This is a genomic window from Bifidobacterium sp. MSTE12, assembly GCF_000513015.1.
GTDB classification, from domain to species: Bacteria; Actinomycetota; Actinomycetes; order Actinomycetales; family Bifidobacteriaceae; genus Bifidobacterium; species Bifidobacterium dentium.
Map to the genome: position 1 here is coordinate 252,491 of NZ_AZYA01000007.1, position 22,203 is coordinate 274,693.

At 58.2% G+C, this 22,203-nt stretch carries 18 protein-coding genes; 11 read left to right on the forward strand and 7 right to left on the reverse strand.

What is annotated here, in order from left to right; translation table 11 throughout:
* Positions 1 to 120: 120 nt before the first annotated feature.
* Both HMPREF1494_RS01935 and HMPREF1494_RS01940 read right to left on the reverse strand, forming a co-directional pair.
* On the reverse strand, positions 121 to 546 hold the full coding sequence (locus tag HMPREF1494_RS01935; RefSeq protein WP_003837168.1) for a peptide deformylase: 426 nt from the start codon (positions 544 to 546) through the stop codon (positions 121 to 123).
* A gap of 171 nt (positions 547 to 717) precedes the next feature.
* Positions 718 to 2,199 (reverse strand): amidohydrolase, encoded by a 1,482-nt coding sequence (locus HMPREF1494_RS01940; RefSeq protein ID WP_034518958.1) that lies wholly within the window; start codon positions 2,197 to 2,199, stop codon positions 718 to 720.
* 174 nt (positions 2,200 to 2,373) lie between these two features.
* Here HMPREF1494_RS01940 and HMPREF1494_RS01945 point away from each other — a divergent pair, with 174 nt between their 5' ends.
* The gene (locus tag HMPREF1494_RS01945; protein ID WP_003844958.1) at positions 2,374 to 3,258 is read left to right on the forward strand and encodes a DUF559 domain-containing protein; all 885 of its coding nucleotides are present in this window, start codon (positions 2,374 to 2,376) and stop codon (positions 3,256 to 3,258) included.
* 133 nt (positions 3,259 to 3,391) lie between these two features.
* On the opposite strand, the gene HMPREF1494_RS01950 is transcribed toward HMPREF1494_RS01945, so the two are convergent.
* Positions 3,392 to 4,672 carry an O-acetylhomoserine aminocarboxypropyltransferase/cysteine synthase family protein gene (locus HMPREF1494_RS01950; RefSeq protein ID WP_034518964.1) on the reverse strand — a complete coding sequence of 427 codons (1,281 nt, stop codon included), beginning with the start codon at positions 4,670 to 4,672 and terminating at the stop codon, positions 3,392 to 3,394.
* 223 nt (positions 4,673 to 4,895) lie between these two features.
* Here HMPREF1494_RS01950 and xylA point away from each other — a divergent pair, with 223 nt between their 5' ends.
* Entirely contained in the window at positions 4,896 to 6,242 is a 1,347-nt protein-coding gene (gene xylA, locus HMPREF1494_RS01955; RefSeq protein WP_034518967.1) for a xylose isomerase, read from the forward strand.
* 247 nt (positions 6,243 to 6,489) lie between these two features.
* Positions 6,490 to 8,220: a glycoside hydrolase family 43 protein gene (locus HMPREF1494_RS01960; RefSeq protein ID WP_034518981.1), complete on the forward strand. Its 1,731-nt coding sequence runs from the start codon at positions 6,490 to 6,492 to the stop codon at positions 8,218 to 8,220.
* A gap of 47 nt (positions 8,221 to 8,267) precedes the next feature.
* Here the strand turns inward: HMPREF1494_RS01960 and HMPREF1494_RS01965 are convergent, their stop codons facing one another.
* Positions 8,268 to 9,296 carry a LacI family DNA-binding transcriptional regulator gene (locus HMPREF1494_RS01965; RefSeq protein WP_003844891.1) on the reverse strand — a complete coding sequence of 343 codons (1,029 nt, stop codon included), beginning with the start codon at positions 9,294 to 9,296 and terminating at the stop codon, positions 8,268 to 8,270.
* A 366-nt stretch (positions 9,297 to 9,662) separates the two neighbouring features.
* Between HMPREF1494_RS01965 and HMPREF1494_RS01970 the strand changes: the two genes are divergently transcribed.
* The 8 genes from HMPREF1494_RS01970 to mmsB all read left to right on the forward strand — a co-directional run bounded on the left by HMPREF1494_RS01970 (position 9,663) and on the right by mmsB (position 19,791).
* Complete coding sequence (locus HMPREF1494_RS01970) at positions 9,663 to 10,943, forward strand: ABC transporter substrate-binding protein (protein WP_081724084.1); 1,281 nt, start codon at positions 9,663 to 9,665, stop codon at positions 10,941 to 10,943.
* A 71-nt stretch (positions 10,944 to 11,014) separates the two neighbouring features.
* Entirely contained in the window at positions 11,015 to 12,010 is a 996-nt protein-coding gene (locus tag HMPREF1494_RS01975) for a carbohydrate ABC transporter permease (protein ID WP_034518988.1), read from the forward strand.
* Positions 12,007 to 12,909, forward strand: a complete 903-nt coding sequence (locus HMPREF1494_RS01980) for a carbohydrate ABC transporter permease (RefSeq protein ID WP_081724085.1) — start codon at positions 12,007 to 12,009, stop codon at positions 12,907 to 12,909. The genes HMPREF1494_RS01975 and HMPREF1494_RS01980 overlap by 4 nt, the downstream gene beginning before the upstream one ends.
* Positions 12,910 to 12,931: 22 nt before the next feature.
* Positions 12,932 to 14,563, forward strand: a complete 1,632-nt coding sequence (locus tag HMPREF1494_RS01985; protein ID WP_034518990.1) for a glycoside hydrolase family 43 protein — start codon at positions 12,932 to 12,934, stop codon at positions 14,561 to 14,563.
* A 131-nt stretch (positions 14,564 to 14,694) separates the two neighbouring features.
* Positions 14,695 to 15,324 (forward strand): sugar O-acetyltransferase, encoded by a 630-nt coding sequence (locus HMPREF1494_RS01990; RefSeq protein WP_012901918.1) that lies wholly within the window; start codon positions 14,695 to 14,697, stop codon positions 15,322 to 15,324.
* A gap of 366 nt (positions 15,325 to 15,690) precedes the next feature.
* Positions 15,691 to 16,806, forward strand: coding sequence for a substrate-binding domain-containing protein (locus HMPREF1494_RS01995; protein WP_034518993.1), 1,116 nt, complete (start codon positions 15,691 to 15,693; stop codon positions 16,804 to 16,806).
* Positions 16,807 to 16,952: 146 nt separating this feature from the next.
* Entirely contained in the window at positions 16,953 to 18,491 is a 1,539-nt protein-coding gene (locus tag HMPREF1494_RS02000) for a sugar ABC transporter ATP-binding protein (RefSeq protein WP_206690093.1), read from the forward strand.
* A 70-nt stretch (positions 18,492 to 18,561) separates the two neighbouring features.
* On the forward strand, positions 18,562 to 19,791 hold the full coding sequence (gene mmsB, locus HMPREF1494_RS02005) for a multiple monosaccharide ABC transporter permease (RefSeq protein ID WP_003844893.1): 1,230 nt from the start codon (positions 18,562 to 18,564) through the stop codon (positions 19,789 to 19,791).
* A 116-nt stretch (positions 19,792 to 19,907) separates the two neighbouring features.
* Here mmsB and HMPREF1494_RS02010 read toward each other — a convergent pair whose 3' ends face one another.
* From HMPREF1494_RS02010 to HMPREF1494_RS02020, 3 genes are all read right to left on the reverse strand, one after another.
* Positions 19,908 to 20,237: a hypothetical protein gene (locus HMPREF1494_RS02010; protein WP_012901920.1), complete on the reverse strand. Its 330-nt coding sequence runs from the start codon at positions 20,235 to 20,237 to the stop codon at positions 19,908 to 19,910.
* A 24-nt stretch (positions 20,238 to 20,261) separates the two neighbouring features.
* Positions 20,262 to 20,516 carry a hypothetical protein gene (locus HMPREF1494_RS02015; RefSeq protein WP_034519009.1) on the reverse strand — a complete coding sequence of 85 codons (255 nt, stop codon included), beginning with the start codon at positions 20,514 to 20,516 and terminating at the stop codon, positions 20,262 to 20,264.
* 102 nt (positions 20,517 to 20,618) lie between these two features.
* The gene (locus HMPREF1494_RS02020) at positions 20,619 to 22,139 is read right to left on the reverse strand and encodes a xylulokinase (protein WP_012901922.1); all 1,521 of its coding nucleotides are present in this window, start codon (positions 22,137 to 22,139) and stop codon (positions 20,619 to 20,621) included.
* Between the last annotated feature and the right edge of the window lie 64 nt (positions 22,140 to 22,203).

Consider the following 22,203-nt stretch of genomic DNA (forward strand, 5'->3'; position numbering starts at 1 on the left):
ATATCGTGTTGTCTGGGCGGGTCGCCGATGGTCGAGACCATGCGTGGACGTCGTCGTCAAACGTGCAGGCCGGACGCTTGACGGTCGTCGGTGCGATCTTGCCCGGTGCGGGCATGCACTTCAGATGATAATTCCGGCGCAGTGATCGACCTCATGCTGAATGATCTGCGCGGTGAAACCGGTGAACGCGGCATGGCGTTCGCGGAATTTGCGGTCGAAATACGTCACCTCGATGCGTTGGTGGCGCACGGTGTGGCGTTCTCCTTGAAGGGAAAGGCATCCTTCGGAGGTGTCGAACGCGCCGTCCCTCGCGGTGATTTCGGGATTGAACATGATGAAGATGCGGCCGCCGAAATCCTCATCCACGAAGGCGATGATGCGCTTGGAGACGCCGATCATGTTCGCGGCCATACCGACGCAACTATTGCGGTGCGCGTCAAGGGTGTCCTTGAGGTCCTGAGCCACGGCAAAGTCCTCGTCCGTGTTCTGCGCGTCCCGGGACGGTTGTTCCAAAAACGGGATGGATGTCATGATCTCTCGCTGCATGCCCTATTCCTTCCTTCCGCGTGACGGATTTCCTCATTGTACGTACGGTGTAGTTCCCTATATCGCTTATAGATGGCGGGTCCACGTTGCGTTTAGGGTTAAAAACACAGAAAACGTACCCCCTAACCATAGGGTCTCGTGGATTATCCGCCATCTATAAGCGAGATGCTGTCAACGCTGGTAGGTCCAGCGCCCGCTTAGCATGGTACCGACTATGTGTTCGGGCATGGCCTGCATGGATTCCGGTTCATCGATGATGCTTGGGTCGCGGTCGAGCAGCACCAGATCGGCGTTGTCTCCGACCCGCAGATCCGTGCGCCCCTGTGCGGTGGACGATGCGAGGGCGTGTTCGAAGTCAAGGCACTGTTCCGGCTGGAACGGTTCCCGGTCGGAGCTTTCCGTACCGAACACGGCGGCGGAAATAGCCAACCATGGGTCGAGAGGCGCGACCGGCGCGTCGGAACCCATAAGAAGTTTCGTTCCGGCTTCGTGCAATGCGTTGAATGCGTAAGGAACCCCGGCCGGATTGCCCCAGAATCGAGTGATGACGTCGCGGTCATCCATGGCATGCTGCGGCTGGATGCTCGCGGCGAGACCAAGTTGCGCCAACCTCGGGATATCGCTTTGCTTAAGCATCTGGGCGTGCTCGATGGAACCATGGGCATGAGTACGCTCCGCGCAGTCGAGTACGATGGTGTTCGCCTTATCCCCGATGGCATGGCAGGCGATGTCGAAGCCATGCTCGGTGGCCAATCGCATGTAGGATTCGATCTGTTCCGGCGTATAACTCAAGGTTCCGAATGTTTCCGGAGTGACGCCTGAGTATGGTGTGGAACAGTAGGCGGAACGAGTGTTCAAGGATCCGTCCGAGATCATCTTCATCGCGCCGACGTGCCCAAGGCCATGGCTTCCGGGAAGTTCGTCCCCGGTGTGCCATCCGTCATCGATGGCCTGCCGGAGGCGCTCCGGATACACGCCGGCCTGAACTCGAAGTCCATCAAGGCCCTGCGCGAATCGGTCGATCCAAGTGCCGATGTTTTCGGCCATTTCGTAGTCGCGGATACCGACCACACCTTTGCGTGCGGCGTCGAGCTCGGCGTTGCGTAGGAATCCCATCAGTTCACTGGCGGCGTTCGGCCCCTTGTCAAGCTTGCAGTAGGCGTCGAACCATTCCAGCTCCCCGACCAATCCAGATTCGTCGACGTGCACGCCAAGCTTTTCGGCGGCGGCGGAGTTCACCCAGCCGCAGTGCATGTCGGCGCTGGACAGGGCGACCGGCTGATTTCCCGTGACGGCGTCGATGGAAGCCAGCGTCGGCTGCGCGTCATCGGCCCACAGGGAGTGTCTGAACCGCATGCCGACCACGTATTGGTCCGGATTGAGCGTGCCCTTCGCGCGCCGTGCGTCCAAATGTTCGCGGAGCATGTCAAGGGCCTCTTCGGCGCTGCGGGCCTCAATCAGATCCAATCGTCCCAGGGTGTACGACCACTGGGTGAAGTGCGTGTGGCGGTCCCATAGTCCGGGAATGACCCATGTGTTTGAGAAATCATCGGATGGGTTGACCTTGGCGATCCGACCATCTTCGATTTCGAGATCGACTGACGTGTCCGTGCCTACGAATCGTAGGCCTTTCAGACTTGTCTTCTTGCTCATGCGTCCTCTTTTCCGTTGAGTGGGCCCGTTGTGCCCACGATACCGTTCAACGATTCCGTGCGCCGTTCGTTATCCACTTATCCACAAGTTTTTAGGGGTCTGTAGACAGTGCATTGTCGGCTCCTTTACCTTTTGTGTATGGGCAATGGGGCACAGTATTCGGAGGAACTTGCGATGGCAAGGGCCCGAACCGTCGAACGATGCCTGGCGGCGCAGCGAAGGACCGGCAGGCAGTTGGTCTTCGCCTTGGGCACCGCATTGGATTTGCAGGGTATCGAGCGGCCCAGATATCCACATGGCAGTGGTCTTGCCGATGGGCTGTATGCGGTGATCGGAAGTAATGGTTCTCGTACGGTGTTGCGGGATGTGCGTCTGGTGCTCTGGCCCGGGCCGCAGAATCATGTCTCGGCTTATCCTGGCCGCTTGCGCTGTACCGACCCCGTGACGACTTGGGCGATGCATGCCAATCGGCTGGAAGACGAGGAACTGGTCGTGTTGGGGGATTCAATGATGCGGCGCAATGGGCGTTTGAAAAGGGCCGGGCTTGAGGATTTCCAGTTGTATGTCGACCGGCTTGATGATCTTGAGCGGTATGCTGACCTGAAAAGAACCCGGGCCATACGGGGGATCACAAAGATGAGAAGGGCCATCCGCCTGATGAGGGAGGATACGGATTCCTCTCAGGAGACGAGAACGAGAATCGCTCTGATGCGCTACGGACTTCCCTGCCCGGAAGTGAACCACCCCATCAGAATCGGAAGGTCTTCGCAGATGTTCCTTGCTGACATGGCTTATCCCGATTTGAAGGTCATCGTTGAATACGATGGTCGTCATCATGCCTCCCAATGGTTGGCGGATATCAAAAGGCGCGAGGCATTGGAGGATGAAGGGTGGCTGTATGTTCAGGTGACCGCCGAGAATCTCGCGGATGAGTCATCCCAGGAGATGTTGGCCGAACGTGTGGCCCAGAGGATGTCGCGGCATTCGGCCAAGCCGGTGAAATTGCGCGATCGAATGATCGTGAGGGAGATCGTTGACGGGCGTAGGAAGCACGGATGAATGGTTATCTTGCTTATAGATGGCGGATACCAGCCGGCATAGCCGGCTTAGGGGGCATCTTTCCTCTGTTTTATGTTTGCCGGTCGGTTGGTATCCGCCATCTATAAGCGAAATAGCGCTACCTTGAATCCGTCTACTGTATGGAGGCTAGGGCCTGATCGAGATCGGCGATGATGTCGGCTGCGTTTTCGATGCCACAGCTCAGACGCACCAGATCGATGCCCACGCCGGCTTCCTCAAGCTGTTCGTCGGTAAGCTGACGATGCGTGGTGCCCGCCGGATACAGCGTGCAGCTGCGCGCATCGGCCACATGCGTGGCGATCGACACCATCTTCAGGTGGTCGAGGAATGCGGAGACCTTCTCGCGTCCGCCCGGCACGCCGAAGGAAATCACACCGCAAGTGCCGTTCGGCATGTACTTCTCGGCCAGCGCATGGTACTTGTCACCTTCGAGCCCCGGGTAGCTCACCCAGCTGATGCGCGAATCGGCATCCAGCCACCGGGCCACGGCCAGCGCGTTCGCGCAATGGCGTTCCATGCGTACGCCCAACGATTCCATGTGCATGCCCATGATCCACGAGCTGATCGGGGCCGGCGTGGAGCCGAAATCACGCATGAGCTGTGCGGTGGCCTTGGTGATGTAAGCCGCCTTGCCGAACTCCTTCGCGTAGGTCACGCCATGGTAGGACTCGTCCGGCGTGGTCAGGCCGGGGAACTTCTCCGCATGCGCCATCCAATCGAAGTTGCCGGAATCCACGATCGCGCCACCCACGCAGGAGCCATGGCCGTCCATGTATTTGGTGGTGGCGTGGGTCACGATGTCCACGCCGTATTCGAACGGTCGGCAGTTGATCGGCGTCGGGAAGGTGTTGTCGACGATCAGCGGCACGCCATGGCGGTGCGCGGCGCTCGCAAACTTCTCGAAATCCAATACGATAAGCGCCGGATTGGAAATGGATTCGCCGAACACTGCCTTGGTGTTCGGCCGGAACGCCTCCTCGAGTTCCTCCTCGGTGCATTCGGGACTCACGAACGTGCATTCGATGCCCATCTTGCGCATGGTCACGTTGATGAGATTGAAGGTTCCTCCGTAGATTGCGGAGGAGGCTACGATGTGGTCGCCGTTGTTGCAGATGTTGAACAAGGCGAAGAAGTTCGCCGCTTGGCCGGATGAGGTCAGCATCGCGGCGGCGCCGCCTTCCATCTCGCAGATTTTCGCGGCGATGGTGTCGTTGGTCGGATTCTGCAGGCGAGTATAGAAGTATCCGGCTTCGGATAGGTCGAACAGCCGGCTCATCTGTTCGCTGGATTGGTATTTGAAGGTCGTCGCCTGAATGATCGGTGGCGTGCGGGATTCGCCGTTGCCTGGCTGGTAGCCTCCCTGCACGCAGGTGGTGTCGACGTTTTCGTACATGGTATCAACTCCTTCGCGCATCTTCGCGGCATGTGTGATGCTGCAACAAACATGGCTACTTTAGCATTGCGCGGGCATTCGGCTGTTTTCCAACGGAAACGCCGAATAGTTCAGCGAATTGACAAACTTAGGTAGATGAATTTATTATGTACATCAAGACGGGCGGAAGTCCGCCGGGAAGAATGCTTTACCAAAGTAAAAACCAACAGCAAAGGAGCACCCCATGGGTCTGTGGGATATCGATAAGATTCCGTATGTCGGTCGCGAAAAGGGACCGCAGGAAGGTCTGGCTTTCCACTACTACGACGCCGATAAGGTCGTCGCCGGCAAGAAGATGAAGGATTGGCTGCGCTTCGGCGTCGCTTGGTGGCACACCTTCGATCAGGAGCTCGTCGATCCGTTCGGCACTGGCACCTCCCAGCGCCCGTGGTACGGCAAGTACTCCAATGCCATGGATCAGTCTCTGGCCAAGGTCGATTACGCCTTCGAGTTCTTCCAGAAGCTCGGCGTCGAATACTTCTGCTTCCATGATCGCGACATCGCTCCGGAAGGCGACACCCTGCGCGAGACCGACGCCAACCTCGACAAGATCGTCGACAAGATCGAGGAGAACATGAAGTCCACCGGCGTCAAGCTGCTGTGGAACACCTCCTCCCTGTTCACCAACCCGCGTTTCGTCTCCGGCGCCTCCACCTCTCCGTTCGCCGACATCTACGCATATTCCGGTGGCCAGCTGAAGCACTCCCTCGAGATCGCCAAGCGTCTGGGCGCCGAGAACTATGTGTTCTGGGGCGGCCGCGAAGGCTATGAGAACCTGTGGAACACCCAGATGAAGCGTGAGCAGGAGCACATGGCCAAGTTCTTCCACATGTGCCATGAGTATGCTCAGGAGATCGGCCTGGATGCCCAGTTCCTGATCGAACCGAAGGCCAAGGAGCCGACGATGCACCAGTACGACTTCGATGCATCCACCGCCATCGCCTTCCTGAAGACCTACGACATCGACTTCATGAAGCTGAATCTGGAAGGCAACCACGCCAACCTGGCCGGCCATACCTACCAGCACGAAATCCGTACCGCCCGTGAAGCCGGCGTGCTCGGCTCCCTCGACGCCAACCAGGGCGACAAGCTCATCGGCTGGGACATGGATGAGTTCCCGACCGACCTGTACGAGACCTCCACCGTCATGTGGGAAGTCTTCGCCGCTGGTCAGATCGGCCCTCACGGTGGCCTGAACTTCGACGCCAAGCCGCGCCGTACCTCCTTCTACGCCGAGGATCTGTTCCGCTCCCACATCGCTGGTATGGATTCCTTCGCCGCAGGCCTCCTGGTTGCCGCCAAGATGCACGAGGACAAGTTCATCGAGAACCTGCAGGCCGAGCGTTACAGCTCCTACGACTCCGGCATCGGCGCGACCATCGAAGACGGCACCGCGACCCTGGCTTCCCTCGAAGAGTACGCTCTGGACATCCCGCAGGCCAAGCTCATCGAGTCCACCAAGTCCGATCATCTTGAGTCCGTCAAGGCCACGATCAACAACTACATGGTCGAGGCTCTGGCCGAGGCCTGAGTTGAGGTCCGGGTTCGTCCGAACCCATGATTCATCACTGAATCGCACAGTCCGGCCCGACTGCAACGGGGCCGTGTAAGGCGAACCGGGGCATCGTGCCCCGGTTCCCTCCGATCTTTCTCTCCTGATACTCCTTCCAAGAAGGTCGCCTGCGGGGCAGCATAGCCCGCAGGCGATTTTCCGTTGTACGCATCACTTCGAGATGTTCGATTCTTTACCGCGAGATCCGTCCGCAAAGGCGCGAACCATGACGATTGCAGCAACAACCATCACCAATCCGATTCTCAGTGGCATGTATCCCGATCCAAGTTGGATCTGGGATGACCTTCGTGGGCAGGTCGTACTTGTCAATTCCTCATTCGAATGTGTTCCCGGTCTGCCGATCCATGTGTCCGAAGACCTTTCGCATTGGAGCCATGTGGCCGATGCCATCGATGCCGATATGGCCCGACGTCTGCTGATTCCGTTCGTTGAGGATTCGGGTGGCGTCTATGCTCCGACCTTGCGCAGCATCGCGGGCAAATATGTGATCGCCTCCACGGTGGCCCGCATCGACATGGATAAGGCGATTGCGGCGGGGTGTGCACGGTCGGAACTGGATGATGCGATACGGTCCGCAGGTAATTTCATCATCGAAGCCGACGCGATTGAGGGACCTTGGCGTGGCCCGTTCTGGATTTCCGGTGCGGAGGGCATTGATCCGGATGTGTTCGAGGACCGGGACGGCAATGTGTATTGGACGCAGACCAGACCCGCCATTCATCCGCAGTGGGAGGGACAGGCCGAAATCTGGACCCAACGCATTGATGCGGATTCCTGGTCATTACTCGAAGATGGGGCTCCGGCTGGCCGAGGGAAGACGATTATCTGGCGTGGATACGGTATGGAGGCGGTATGGGCCGAAGGGCCGCATTTGTACCGTATCGGTGATTACGTATATCTGCTGACGGCTGAGGGCGGTACGGGTTTCGAACACAGTGAGATGGCCATGCGGATGTATGCTCCGAATGGTTTGGCTGAAGCGTTCGCCAAGTATGAACGTATGGCCGTCGAAGTGGGGGAGCGGATACCGTCGGTGCGCGAAGGCGAACGGTGCTACTTGGGCAATGCGATTCGCGCGTTTCATGCCGATAGGAAGAATCCGATACTCACGCATCGTCATTGGGGCATGTCCGAACTGGTGCAATGCGTCGGTCATGCGGATTTGCTGCAGCATCCGCAATTCGGTTGGTGGATGGTGTGTCTGGGTGTGCGTGAGATTGCGGGCGAGACTCCGGGTGAGACTCCGGGTGAGCTGCTGAGCTACTTGGGCAGGGAGAGCTTCGTCACTCCCGTGCGATGGGAGCATGATTCCGCTGATTGGAAGTCGCGAGGGGATGAGACTTCAATTTTGGCGGAGAATGACCCGGGTTGGCCGGTGACCGGTGCGGGCATCGGGCGCCTTCCCGACTCGATTACGATGGAATTGAGCGAGGAAGGGCATGCGCATATGGTTGCGCATGTCGGGCAGGCCGCCGCCGAATCGAAGGCAATGCTGCTGGATATCCGGCAGCGCGTTTCGGATGAGGTTTTCATTCGCGGCGAGACGGCCGTGCGTTACCGAAGAATCGCGCAATTGCCGTGTCTGATGCCGTTGCCGGAGTTCGGCTCTCTGGTGATCCGTCAGGATTCCGCCAATTATGCGACATTCACGTTGGCGGATGACGCCGTGATGTCCTTGCTGCATGTCGGTGACGGGCGGATCGTTCGTTCTCGAGTCGAACTGTCGGGCGTCCCGTTATCTCGTGTTATGGTCCGTTTTGCGGACAGTCGTCTTATGGTCATTGTGGCGGAAGACGTGCGGCCGGTTGGTGCCGACTTGTCCCATGATGACGATTGTGCGGATGATGGCCGGGTTCTGGCCGAATTCGATGCGCGGTTCCTGAGTGCGGAATGGGCGGGTGGTTTTGTTGGCTGTATGGCGGGATTGTCCGATTAGGTCGAGGTATATGCGCGGGATGGCGCGGCTCGACCGTTCCGGCCTGACTATTGGTTCAACTGCTGCGTGCTATTACGCACCACCAGCGACGTGGGCATGATGACGTGCGGTTGCAGTACGTCATCGGTGGTCAGCGCTTCGACGAGCATGCGTACCGAGGCGCGAGCCATGTCCTGCAGAGGCTGTTTGACGGTGGTCAATGCCGGACCGAGGAAGGATGCCGTCTGCACGTCGTCGAAGCCGACGACCGACAAATCCTCCGGAATGCGTAGTCCGAGCTGTCTGGCAGCTTCGTACACGCCCATCGCTTGCAGGTCGCTGCCGGCGAAGATGGCGGTCGGCCTGTGTGGGTTTTCCAGTAGCGAGATGGCCTGCGCGTAACCTCCCGGGGTGGTGAAGTCGCCTTCGGTGATGAGTTCAGGGTCGGCGGAGATGCCGTGTTCCGCAAGGGCGGACGTGTATCCGTCGAGACGCGCTTTGGAGCACATCATTTCCTCCGGGCCGGTGATGATGCCGATACGTTGGTGTCCGAGGGCGAGCAGATGTCGGGTGGCGATCACGCCACCGGTCCAATTGTCCGCCTGTACGGACAATGTGGCCGGATCCGGGTCTCCGAATGGGTCGAACAGAACGAAGGGAATGCCGCGGGAATGCAGTTTGTTCCGTTCGATGCGGGTCAGGTTGGAGAAAACGAGGATGGCGCCGGCGATTTGCCTGCGCAACATGTTGTCGATCCAGGTCGAGTCGGGATGCCGACGGTCGCCGCCCTCCGTGGTGATGACGCTGAGGTCATGCAGTTTGGCTTCCCGAATGGCGCCGCGCATGACTTCCAGGGCCCAGACGTTATCGAAGTCCTGGAAGACGATTTCGATGAGTTTTTGTTTTTTGCCGGTTGTCGCCTTGCGTGAATAGCCGTATTTTTTGAGGACGGCGTTGATGGTCTGTCTGGTTGCTTCGGATACGTCCGCACGTCCGTTGAGCGCCTTGGATACCGTGGCGAGGGAGTAGCCGGTTTCCTTGGCGATGTCGGCCAGTCTGATTGACTGTTTGCCATGTTCTGTTGCTTTACGAACCATGAGTGGGTCTCCTTCTGACATCATTCTATACGCTTGGAGAGCGAAAGTTTCGAATTACGGATTTCGAAACTTTCGGATTATGTGGATGTATTGGATTCGTTGAAATATCAACGATTTTTGAAGTTAGTTTGGTGAGTATATTAATTTGACTCGCAATATATTATTCAATTATCCTAGTGATACAACGAAATTAAAACGAAAATTTCGAGGCAAGATGAATCAAAGGCCGATTCCATCTTCCCAAGCTGATATGCGTTGCGAACGTTTCATCAGCTGTTCGCCAATCCATCGTTGATATGCGCTTTCGAAGCTTTCGTTCTTTCGATGCCGTCAGTATCGATGGCGATTCATAACAAGGAGAAGACAATGAAGTTCAAAACCGCTGCCGCGGCCGCACTGGCCGTGGCCACCATACTGGGCATGGGAGCCTGCGGCTCCACTGATTCCAGCTCCGGAGGAAAGACCGAAATTGTGGTGTGGGAGAATTCCACCACCGGTGACGGCAAGAAGTTCTGGGAAGACGCCGCTGCCGCTTATGAGAAGAAGAATCCCAACGTTCATATCAAGATCGAAGCCATTCAGAATGAAGATATGGATGGCAAGCTCCAGACGGCCTTGCAGGATCCTGATTCGGCGCCGGACGTCTTTCTTGCACGCGGCGGTCAAAAGTTGCGTGATGTAGTTGAGGCAGGCCAGGCGATGGACCTGACCGATAAGATTTCCGATACCGTTAAGACCCAGATGAAGACGGCACTTGCCGCGGATACCATCGATGGAAAGATCTATGGTGTTCCGCAATCCGTGCTCCCCGGCGGAATCTGGTATTCCAAGGATTTGTTTGCCAAGGCCGGAATCACCGAGGTTCCGACGACTTGGAGCGAATTTGCGACGGCAGTGCAGAAACTCAAGGATGCAGGCATTACGCCGATTGCCGTAGGTGGCAAGGACGCCTGGCCCGCCGCGCATTGGTGGTACTGGTTCGCCCTTCGTGAGTGCTCGGCCGATACGTTTGAAAAGGCGCAGTCCACCAAGGATTTCAGTGATTCTTGCTGGACCAGAACGGGAGATGATGTTCAGAAGTTGCTTGATTTTGATGCATTCAATGATGGCTTTCTGACCACGTCGGCGCAACAGGGCGCAAGCTCATCCGCAGGTCTTCTTGCCAACCATATGGCTGCCATGGAGCTTATGGGAGGTTGGGAACCGGGTGTGGTCCGTGACCTCACTCCCGACAAGAAGGATATGGCGGATCTTGGGTATTTCGCTTTTCCCACCGTTGAAGGCGGACAGGGTGATCCCAGCGCGATTATGGGCGGTTCCGATGGCATGACCGTAGGCGCTTGGGCACCTGAAGAGGCTGTCGATTTCCTGAATTTCATTTCGGAGAAGGAATGGCAGGAGAAGTTCGCCAAGGCATTTGCTACGATTCCAGCTTCTAAGGAGGCGCAGGATGCGGTGACCAGTGACGCATTGAAGCAGGTTTTGTCGGTGTACGACAATGCGTCTTCGGTCTCCATGTGGTTGGACACGGTGTTCGGACAGAACATCGGCAACGCCCTTAATGAGGGTGTGGTCAACATGATGGCCGGCAAAGGCAGCGCCGAAGACATCGTCAAGGGTGTTGAGAAAGCGGCTGCCAAAGGCTGACGATATCGACCGGATGTGGGGGCTTGCCGGAAGTGGGCAGGTCCCCACAGCGCAAAGAGGAGATTTCACCCATGTCAAAGCGTTGCGATCAAAGCGGGATTCGACCGAATGGTCTGTCGGATACGGCTCGTAAGCATTTCGAGATTGGAGTGCTTTCGATTCCTGCCCTAGTGATGTTCCTCGGTTTTGTGATTCTTCCTGTGATTATGGCGGCATATTACGGCTTCTTTCGATGGAAGGGATATGGGAAGCCGCAGGTCAACGGCCAATTCGTCGGATTCGAGAATTACAAGATCATTCTCACGGATCCGAACTTTCAGGAGGCACTCGGCCATACGCTTTTCGTAGTCGTCGCTTCCTTGGTGATCCAAGGCCCCCTGGCCATTCTTTTCGCTCTCCTGCTGAACCAGAAATTTAAAGGCCGTGCTCTGATTCGGACCCTGATTTTCGTGCCATACGTCGTATCGGAAGTCATCGTTGGCACGGGTTGGAGCCTGATGCTGCAACCGACCGGCGCGGTGAATGCGGTATTGGCGAAATTCGGCATCAGCGGCGCTGATTGGATTGCCGATCCGAAGATAGCGATATGGACCCTTATGTTCATCATTTCGTGGAAATATATCGGCTTCGCCGTCATTCTCATGATTGCTGGCATGCAGTCGATCCCTGAAGACCTGTATGAGGCGGCAAAAGTCGATGGTGCCGGATTCTGGCGGCAGCAATGGAGCATTACGCTGCCTCTGCTGGGGCCGACGATTCGTATGTGGGCCTTTATGTCCATCATCGGCTCCTTGCAGTTGTTCGATCTGGTGTACATCATCTGGGGACAGTACGTGTCATCGACCGCAGGCACCTCCACAATGGCGACATACATGGTTCGAGAAGGGCGCTTGGCAAATAACTACGGATATGGTTCCGCGGTGGCTGTGGTGATTTTCGTCATTTCCTTGGTCATCGCGCTGACATATCAGCATATTGTCATGAACCGTGACCTGGATGGCGCTTTGACGGATGGCAAGCGCGGGAAACGTTCACGTGGAACAATCGTAACAAGCGAGGTGGCATGAGCATGACTACCGTATCTCAAACGAGCGGCCCGAACGCTCGAGGCAATACGCACGACCCGTATGCGTTGAGGAAATCGTCAAAGACTCCCTGGGGCCATCCCATTGTGTACGTTCTGTCCCTTGTATTGGTTCTGATTTGCGTGACGCCGGTAGTGTATATCATCATCGGCGGTTTCCGGACGAATTCGCAAATCACGCGCGACCCTGCAGGGATGCCGAACCCGTGGAATTTTGAAAACTATAAGACGGTGTTCGCTTCGAACACGTTCTGGAGCGAACTGGTCAACTCGCTCGTCGTCTCCTTGGGAACCATGGTGGGAGTCGTGGCCCTGGCGCTCATGGTAAGCTTTGTCATCGCACGGTACCGTTTCAGGCTCAATAAGGCCTTGTATTCACTGTTTGCTGCGGGAATGATGTTTCCGATCACGGTGGCCATCACGCCGTTGTACCTCTTGCTGCGCAATCTGCACCTGATCAATAGCCACCTCGGCATTGTTCTGCCTCAGATTGCCTTCGGGCTTCCCCAGGCGATCATCATCATGGTTCCTTTTTTGAAATCGATTCCCTTGGAACTTGAGGAGGCCGCCGAACTTGATGGTTGCTCACGACTGGGATTCTTCTTTAGGATGGTGCTGCCGCTAAGTGGCCCCGGCGTGGCTACCGTGGCCATTCTGACGTTCGTCAGTAGTTGGAATGCGTATATGTTGCCGTTGTTCCTGCTCAATGATTCGAGCAAGTATACGTTGCCGTTGGGCGTTCAGATGTTCAGTTCGCAACATTCCGTGGACACTGCTCAGGTGCTGGCGTTCACGTCGCTTTCCATGATTCCCGCCTTGATCTGCTTCACGATCTTCCAGAAGAAAATCGTCGGCGGCCTTGCCGGCGCGGTCAAGGGCTGAGAGCGAAAGGAACCCTACCATTATGCAGATTTCCAACCCCGTACTCACCGGCTTCCACGCCGATCCGTCGATGATCCGAGTCGGCGACACCTACTACATTGCCAATTCCACCTTTGAATGGTTTCCTGGCGTGCGCCTGCACGAATCCAAGGATCTGGTGCATTGGAACGCATTGCCCAGCCCGTTGAGTCGCGTCAGTCAGCTTGACATGAAGGGCAATCCATCATCCGGTGGGATCTGGGCTCCCGACCTGAGCTATGCGGATGGCAGATTCTGGCTCGTCTACACCGACGTGAAGGTGGTCAACGGCGCATTCAAGGACTGCGTCAACTACCTGGTCACCGCCGACGACATCCGTGGGCCGTGGAGCGATCCGATCCGCATCAACGGCGTCGGCTTCGATTCCAGCCTGTTCCACGACGATGACGGGCGCAAGTACCTTGTGCAGCAGACTTGGGATTTCCGCGAATATCATCATTCGTTCAACGGCATCACGCTTACCGAATTCGATGTGGATGCCATGCGGCTCAAGCCGGAAACGGCACGAACGATCTGGGACGGTACCGCGGTGAAGGTGGTGGAAGGCCCGCACCTGTACAGGAAGGACGGTTGGTATTACCTGTTTGCGGCCGAAGGCGGCACCCAATATGAGCATCAGGAATCCGTGGCCCGCTCGCGTACGCTCGACGACCATTCCTTCGAGGCCATGCCTGACGGTCCGTTCATCGGTAACTACGACACTCCTGACTTCTACCTGCAAAAGCAGGGACATGGTGCGCTCGTGGACACGCCATCAGGGGAGTGGTATTACGCGTCCCTATGTGGTCGCCCGTGGCGTCATGCCATCGAACCGTCGCATGGCGTGCGCGGCTGGTGCACGCTTGGGCGCGAAACCTCCATTCAAAAGGTGGAGTGGGATGAGGATGGCTGGCCTCGCGTGGTCGGAGGCCGTGCAGGTCAACGGTATGTGGACGCTCCAAAGGATGCCATTGAAACCGCGGCTCCACCAAGTCGCGACGAACATGACGAATTCGAATCCGACATGCTTGGCGTGAACTGGAACACCGTACGTGTGCCGTTCACCGAAGCCATGGGCAGGGTCGGCGGCGGCAAACTGACGTTGCGAGGACAGGGATCCCTGTGCAATGCATTCGAACAGTCGATGGTGGCCCGCCGCTGGCAGGCGTTCGACTTCGATGCCGAGACGAAGGTGCGTTTCGACCCGAACAACTACATGCAGATGGCCGGACTGACGAACTATTACGACGACCTGTGCTGGTCATGGGCGTTCGTGACCTGGGATGAGGGACGCGGAACGCGCGTCATCGAAGTGGCGCAGAACGACTTCAACCAGTACACCTCGTTCCTCAAAGACAACGCCATCGAAGTGCCTCGGGATGCCGAAGCCGTATGGCTGCGCACCAAGGTACGGACGGAATACTATTCCTACGAATACTCCTTCGACGGCGAGCATTTCACTGAGATTCCGGTGCGACTGGACGCTAAGATCCTCTCTGATGATTACGTCGTGCAGCGATATGGCGGCTTCTTTACCGGAGCATTCGTCGGCCTTGCCTGCGTGGACCTGTCCGGTTACGGCTTGACGGCCGAATTCGACTACTTCGACTACAAGGAACTTCCTGACTGCGAATAGCTGTGGCTCTTTGAGGCGGCAGGCGGGGAATCGATACCTCTGCCGCCGATTCGCCAATTTGTTAGATGGTCGAAATAATATGTTGCGTGAACGCTCACAACATACGCGGGAAACGGAAGACGGGAGAGGATATGGCACGGGATGCGGAAGCGCTGATCAACTCTGACGAGGAACTGTCCAGACTGTTCGGCGGCAGGCCGACGCAGTACCGCAAGTCGAAGTCCTTGCCGAAATACACCGGTGAGGCGGCGCGTGTCTGTGCAAGGATCAATCGGATCTTCTTCGATGATCCGGGTGAGGCATACCGCCTGTTCCACGAACTCATTCCGGAGGCGGGCGAAGGCGTGGAATTCACGCCGCCGTTCACGGTCGATTACGGCATCGGGCTCAGGATTGGCCGCGACACGTTTATCAACAAGGATTTCATGATTTGCGGCGGTGGCTATGTGACCATTGGCGAGAACTGCCTGATTGGTCCGCGCTGCACCATCGCCACCCCAAACCACGCCAAGGATGCCGCCACCCGCCTGGCCGGTTGGGAGTGCGCCTCGCCAGTCACCATCGGCAGCAACGTGTGGTTCGGCGCAAACGTGACCGTGACGCCGGGCGTGACCATCGGCTCGAACTCCATCATCGGCGCCGGTTCCGTGGTGACGCATGACATTCCCGAAAATTCCATAGCCGTGGGTAATCCGGCCCGCGTGATCCGTGAGATTCCCGATCATGATCCCGCCTTCCGTGAGGTCGAAGGCATCATCTGACGTAGGAGTGGGGCGGAGGCTTCATGGTCAAGAGGGGTGCAAGGGCGGTATGTTGTCATATCAGCTCCATGTCGGCGTGTTGCGATATTCGTACAGTTTGCGCACTGATAAATATTTGAAAGGCATGAAACAGAAGATCGATATCGCTACTTTTGCAATGAGATAGCTGTTACTGAATCGCCACTTAGTAAGTTAGATGAATGCACTAAATTGCGTTGGAATTTCGGCGTTTCCAATGGAAATGGCGAAACAATATGTTTAATCAATGAACTAAGTGCTAGAATTGTTGCTAGACCACATGAAAGAACATGTGGTTCTCAAGGAAGAGAAATCGCAAGATTCAGTTTCATCGGCGAAAGGAATCTCATGAACAAGTGGACCAAGGCCATCGCTGCCGTTGCCGCAACCGCAATGCTCATCCCTCTGGCTGCTTGTGGAAGCTCCCGCAGCAGCAACTCCGGCTCCAGCTCATCCAAAGACGCTTCCGATGTGAACATCGGCATTTCCATGCCGGAGCAGATGCTCGAGCGTTGGAAGATCGACGGTTCCAACCTGAAGAAGCAGCTTGAAGGCTACGGCTACAAGGTCACCCTGCAGTATGCGGATGGCAAGACCGATCTGCAGACCTCCCAGATTCAGAACATGGCCAACAACGGCATGGATTACGTGGTCGTCGCATCCATCGATGGCACCTCCACCGGCGCGGCCTGCGAGCAGGCCCAGTCCAACGGCGCGAAGATCATCGCCTACGATCGCCTGATCATGAATACCGACGCCGTCGACTACTACGCCACCTTCTCGCTTGAGGAAGTCGGCAAGATGCAGGGCGAGTACATCGAAAAGGCCCTCGGCCTCAAGGACGGCAAGAAGGGGCCGTTCAACGTCGAGCTCATGGCCGGTTCCCCGACCGACAACAACGCGGGTTACTACTTCAAGGGCGCATGGTCCGTGCTCGGCAAGTACTACAAGTCCGGCGTGCTGCAGGCCAAGTCCGGCAAGGTTCCGGCCGACGAGAGCGAATGGCAGTCCATCGGCATCGACAACTGGGATCGTCAGAAGGCCCAGAACGAAATGGAGAACCGCATCAACTCCTTCTACAACGACGGCACCAAGCTTGACGCGGTCCTCGCCCAGAACGACGCCGAAGCCCTCGGTACCGTGAACGCCGTCGAAGGCGCAGGCTGGGACTACTACCCGGTCATCACCGGTCAGGACGCCGAGAAGGCCAACGTTCAGGCCATCGTCAAGGGCAAGCAGTCCGAAACCGTGTACAAGGATACCCGCGAGCTGGCCAAGGCCACCGCGCAGATGATCAAGGACCTGGTCGACGGCAAGGAGCCGGAAGCCAAGGACACCTTCAACAACGGCACCAAGGATGTGCCGACCCAGCTGCTGACCCCGGTCTCCGTCGACAAGACCAACCTGAAGGAGGTTCTCGTGGACGGCGGTTACATCTCCGCCAAGGATGCGGGACTCGAGTAGCGGGTCCTTACGGAACAAGGCGAGCGCCGCGCCTGCACCGCGCCGGAGCGGCGCTCTCGTGTTCCCCGAAAGTCAGTAAGCAATCGTGAAGCAATGACGCAACGGAGGAGGTTGCTGTGGCTACCAATAATGACGTGATTCTGCAGATGAATCATATCGTCAAGCGTTTCGGCCCGGTCACTGCGCTCAAGGATGTGAATATCACCGTGAAACGTGGCCAGATATTCTCCATCTGCGGTGAAAACGGCGCCGGCAAATCGACGTTGATGAACGTGCTGTCGGGCGTGTATCCGTACGGCACCTATGAAGGCGATATCGTCTACGACGGCGAGACCTGCAAATTCAAGACCATTCGCGATTCCGAAAGCAAGGGTATCGTGATTATCCATCAGGAACTTGCCCTGGTGCCGTATATGTCGATCCAAGAGAACATCTTCCTGGGCAATCAGATCAAGAAGGGCATCGCCATCGACACCGACGCCCAGCGCAAGGAAGCCCTGCGCGTGATGAATCTGGTGGGGCTCAACGAAAACCCGGACACCCTGATCGCCAACATCGGCGTCGGCAAGCAGCAGCTCGTCGAAATCGCCAAGGCCTTGACCAAGGATGTGCGGCTGCTCATTCTCGACGAGCCGACCGCGGCCCTGAATGATGAGGATTCCTTCAAACTGCTCGACCTGATCGACCAGTTGCGCAAGGAACACGGCATCACCGCCATCATCATCTCGCACAAGCTCAATGAGATCGCGGCCTCCGCCGATGCGGTGCAGGTCATTCGAGATGGCCAGACCATCAGCCATATCGACATCGACGCCGCACATCCGCTCGACCAGGATGCGTTGATCCGCGACATGGTCGGCCGTCCGCTGACCAACCGCTACCCGGACCACCAGTCGCATATCGGCGCCGAGATGTTCCGCATCGAGAACTGGAAGTGTCACCATCCGCTCGACGAGAACCGTCTCGTGTCCAAGGACGTGTGCATGAACGTACGCAAGGGCGAGATCGTAGGCGTCGCGGGCCTTGTCGGTGCCGGGCGCACCGAAACCATGATGAGCATGTTCGGCCACCAGTACGGAACCCACGCCACCGGCACACTGTATCTGGAAGGCAAGGAAGTGCACTTCCCGTCCGTGCGCAGCGCCATCGACAACGGTGTGGCGTACGCCACCGAGGACCGCAAGGTCTACGGCCTGAACCTTATGGATACCATCCGCGGCAACACTTCGCTGGCCAGCCTCAAGGCACTGAGCAGGTTCGGGGTGATCGATGAGACCCAGGAGAAGAAGGTCGCCGAAAAGTACCGCACCGAATTCCGCACCAAGGCGCCGACCATAGAAATGCCCTCGGGCAACCTCTCCGGAGGCAACCAGCAGAAGGTCGTGCTTGCGAAGTGGGTGGCCACCAATCCCAAGGTGCTGATTCTCGACGAACCGACGCGAGGCATCGACGTCGGCGCGAAATACGACATCTACGAGATCATCGACCAGCTTGCCGACGCGGGTTCGGCCGTGATCGTGGTCAGTTCGGAACTGCCGGAACTGCTCGGCATCTGCGACCGCATCTACACGATGTGCAACGGTACGATCACCGCCAATGTGGATGCCAAGAGCACCAATCAGGAGGAGCTGATGCGCTACATGACCGCCGAGGTTCCGATCGATCCGAGCAAGGTATACGCCTGAAAGCCTGAAATCCTCAAGTCCAATGACGGGCTTGAACCGTGACTTGAACCGTGAAAGGAAACGCATTCAAATGTCAGCTGCAAATTCCGCCGCCGTCAAGAAGGGCGACGACAAGGTAGAAACCCAGTCCCTCAAGGAGCTGCTGCTCGGTAACGCTCGCTCCTACGGCATCTTCTTCGCGCTGGTTGTGGTGATCATCGTATTCCAGATCCTCACCGGCGGCCGCCTGCTCAATCCGAACAACGTGGTCGCGCTGTTCCAGCAGAACGCCTACGTGCTCATCGCCGCGATAGGTATGCTGATGGTCATCATCGCCACCCACATCGATCTGTCCGTCGGCTCGGTGGTCGCCTTCATCGGCGGCGTCGGCGCACTGGCCATGAAGAATTGGGGTCTGAACTGGTTCCTCGCCATCGTGCTGATGATCGTCATCGGTCTGGCCATCGGCGCATGGCACGGCTTCTGGGTCGCCTACGTCGGCGTTCCGGGCTTCGTCACCACCTTGGGCGGCATGCTGATCTTCCGTGGCCTCGCCACCGTCGTCGCCGGCGAATCCATTCCGGTCTCCGATCCGACCTTCCGCGCCATCTCCAAGGATTACCTGCCGAACGTCCTCGGATTCTGGGGAGACTTCTCCAGCAACGCAATCATCGTGGGAGTCGTCGCCATTGTGCTCGTCATCTGGATGCAGTTGCACAAGCGCAACAATGCCATCAAGAACGGCCTTCCGGTCCAGCCGATGAGCTTCGTGGTCCTCAAGCTGGTCATCGCCGTCGCGGCAATCGCCTACGTGACCTACCTGCTGGCCTGCTCCGGCAACGCCACCCAAGGCGGCATCCCGATCGTGATGCTCATCATCGGCGTGCTCATCGGCGTGTACTGGTTCGCACTGAACCGCACCGTCTACGGTCGTAACGTCTACGCCGTCGGCGGCAACCGCAAGGCGGCCATCCTTTCCGGCATCGACACCAAGGCGACCGATTTCAAGATCTTCCTGAACATGGGCTTCCTGACCTCCATCGCAGCCGTCATCACCCTGTCCCGACTGGCATCCGCAACCGCGCAGACCGGTATGGAGTTCGAGATGGACGCCATCGCGGCCTGCTTCATCGGCGGCACTGCGGTCACCGGCGGCATCGGCACCATCCCGGGCGCCATGGTCGGCGCTCTGATCATGGGCGTGCTGAACCAGGGCCTGTCCATCATGGGCGTTGACGCAGCCTGGGTCAAGACCATCAAGGGCCTGGTCGTGATCGCGGCTGTGGCCTACGATCTGGTCAGCAAGCGCAAGAAGGGCTGATTCCTCCTCCTCCGCAAGGCGTCGTCTCTCCTCTTGGAGGGGCGGCGCCTCTTTCGTTGCGCCCATAGGCAAATGAACAACCGCAACCCGTATGGATTGCGGTTTGCCGTTTTTTTTTACTTGCGCCTGCGTTGTTTGGATTTCTTCGGCTCATAAGGCTTGAGAAAATCCCATTTGGAAACAAGGAAATTATGTACCGGTGGGATCTTGCCGATGCCGAAGCCTGCGAAAATGCCGCCAAGCATCGTCCATGTGGCCAGATCCTGTCCGGAGAACAGCAGCACGATGTACACGATGGCGATGATGAAGCACAGCAGTGAAGAGACGCGGCGTTGCCGTTCGGTCATCTTGCTGTTCTGCATCGGCATTGCGCCCAACAGCAGGCCCGAGGCCAGGCAGATTATGCCAAGCACCACGGCCATGGCGATGGATAGCGGAGAAGTCATCAACATTCCTTTCGTTACCTGACATCACTCGGCATCGTCGGAGGATTCGTCGGATTCCTCGGATTTGCCCTCATCATGCTGACGGCCTTGCGCAATCCATAGTTGCGCCGCGTTGAAGCCGGTATACAGCACCGCCACGGCGATGCAGATGATCAGGATGATGCTGGGGGCGGTCGTCAGCGTGCCGTCCTTCAGCGCGGAGGTGACGGACTGCGCCAGCCAGGCGATGCATGCGATGCAGGTCAGTGCGTAAAGCCTCATACGGAAGCCGTCGTTCATATTCCACCCGTCTTTCGAGTATATGTGCCGATGATAGTCGAAACGGGACGGTACGTCAGGTACCGCCCCGTTTCGAATGTGCGTCGTGTGCGTTTCGGAGGATCAGCCGCGGGCCTTGGCGTAGGCCTCATAGACGGCTGGGGTCGGCTCGCCGGTTTCGACGCCGTCGATGGTGAGCTTCCATGCCGGTGGCTCGGTTTCGCCGGACAGCACCCAGGCGGCCTGGCGTGCGGCGCCGATGGCCACGTACTCGTCGGTGGCCGGACGGGTCACGTCCATGCCGAAGATACTTGGGGCGAGCGTGCGGATGGCCTCGGATTTCGCGCCGCCGCCGATAAGCAGGATGCGCTTGATCTCGGCGCCGAGGGAACGGATGAGCTCCAGGCAGTCACGCTGGGAGCACAGCAGGCCTTCGACGAAGGCGCGCGCCATGTTCTCCTTGGTGGTGTTGGCCAATGTCAGACCGGAAAGGGTGGCGGTCGCGTCCGGACGGTTCGGGGTGCGTTCGCCGTCGAAATACGGTACCAGGGTGATGCCGCCGGCCCCCGGTTCGGAGGCGAAGGCCAGCTTGGCCAGCTCGTCGTAGTCCACGCCGAGGGCTGCGCGGCCGGCATCGAGAATGCGGGAGCCGTTGATGGTGCAGGCGAGCGGCAGGTAATGGCCGGTGCAGTCGGCAAAGCCCGAGACGGCACCCGTCAGATCGTAGGTCGGGTTTTCGGAGATGGCTGCGGCCACGCCGGAGGTGCCGAGGGATACGGATACGTCACCGACCGCCATGCCCAGTCCCAGCGAAGCCATGGCGTTGTCGCCGCCGCCCGGTGCGATCAGGCATCCGCCGTCGACGTCTCCGCCTGCGATTGCGGGGGAGGCCTTGACTGCCGCCGCGTCGCGCGGTCCCAATACGGTCGGCAGGACGATGGCGTCGGCATGCGCCTTGGCGGATTGATCGCCTTCGGCCGGCTCGAGCACCATGGCGATCAGGTCGCGGCGGTATTCGCCGGAGGCGGCATCGTAATAGATGGTGCCGGAAGCGTCGGAACGATCGGTGAACAGGGCGTCGAGATGGGCGTCCTCACCCTCGGCGACCGGGCCGTAGCCGGCGATGCGCCAGCTCAGCCAGTCGTGAGGCAGACAGACGGCCGCGATCTTCTTGGCGTTCTCAGGTTCGTTTTCCGCAACCCAGGCCACCTTGGTCAGCGTGTAGGAGGCGACGGGGGAGGAGCCGACGGCCTTGACCCAGCGTTGCTTGCCTCGGGCGATTGGATCTTCCGGTTCGCCGTCGACGGCCGGGGCGGCGCCCATCTTTTCGATCAGGGCGGCGGCCTGCGGAGCGGAGCTTACGTCATTCCACAGCATGGCGTCACGGATCACGTTGCCCTGCCTGTCCAGAATCACCATGCCATGCTGCTGTCCGCCGACGGCCAAGGCTTCGACGTCATCCAGTCCGCCGGCCTGTTCCGCGGCCTGAAGGAACGCATCCCACCAATACGAAGGGTCGATGGATGTGCCGTTTGGATGCTTCGCCTGACCGAAACGCACCAGCTCTCCGGTTTCGGCGTCGGTCACGCGCACCTTGCAGGATTGGGTCGAGGTATCGACGCCGGCCACGAGTTTTCTGGTCATTATGCCTCCTTGCCGTGAGCCGTGCGTCATTGGACACGGACGTCGGCCACGCTCTATTAGTTAG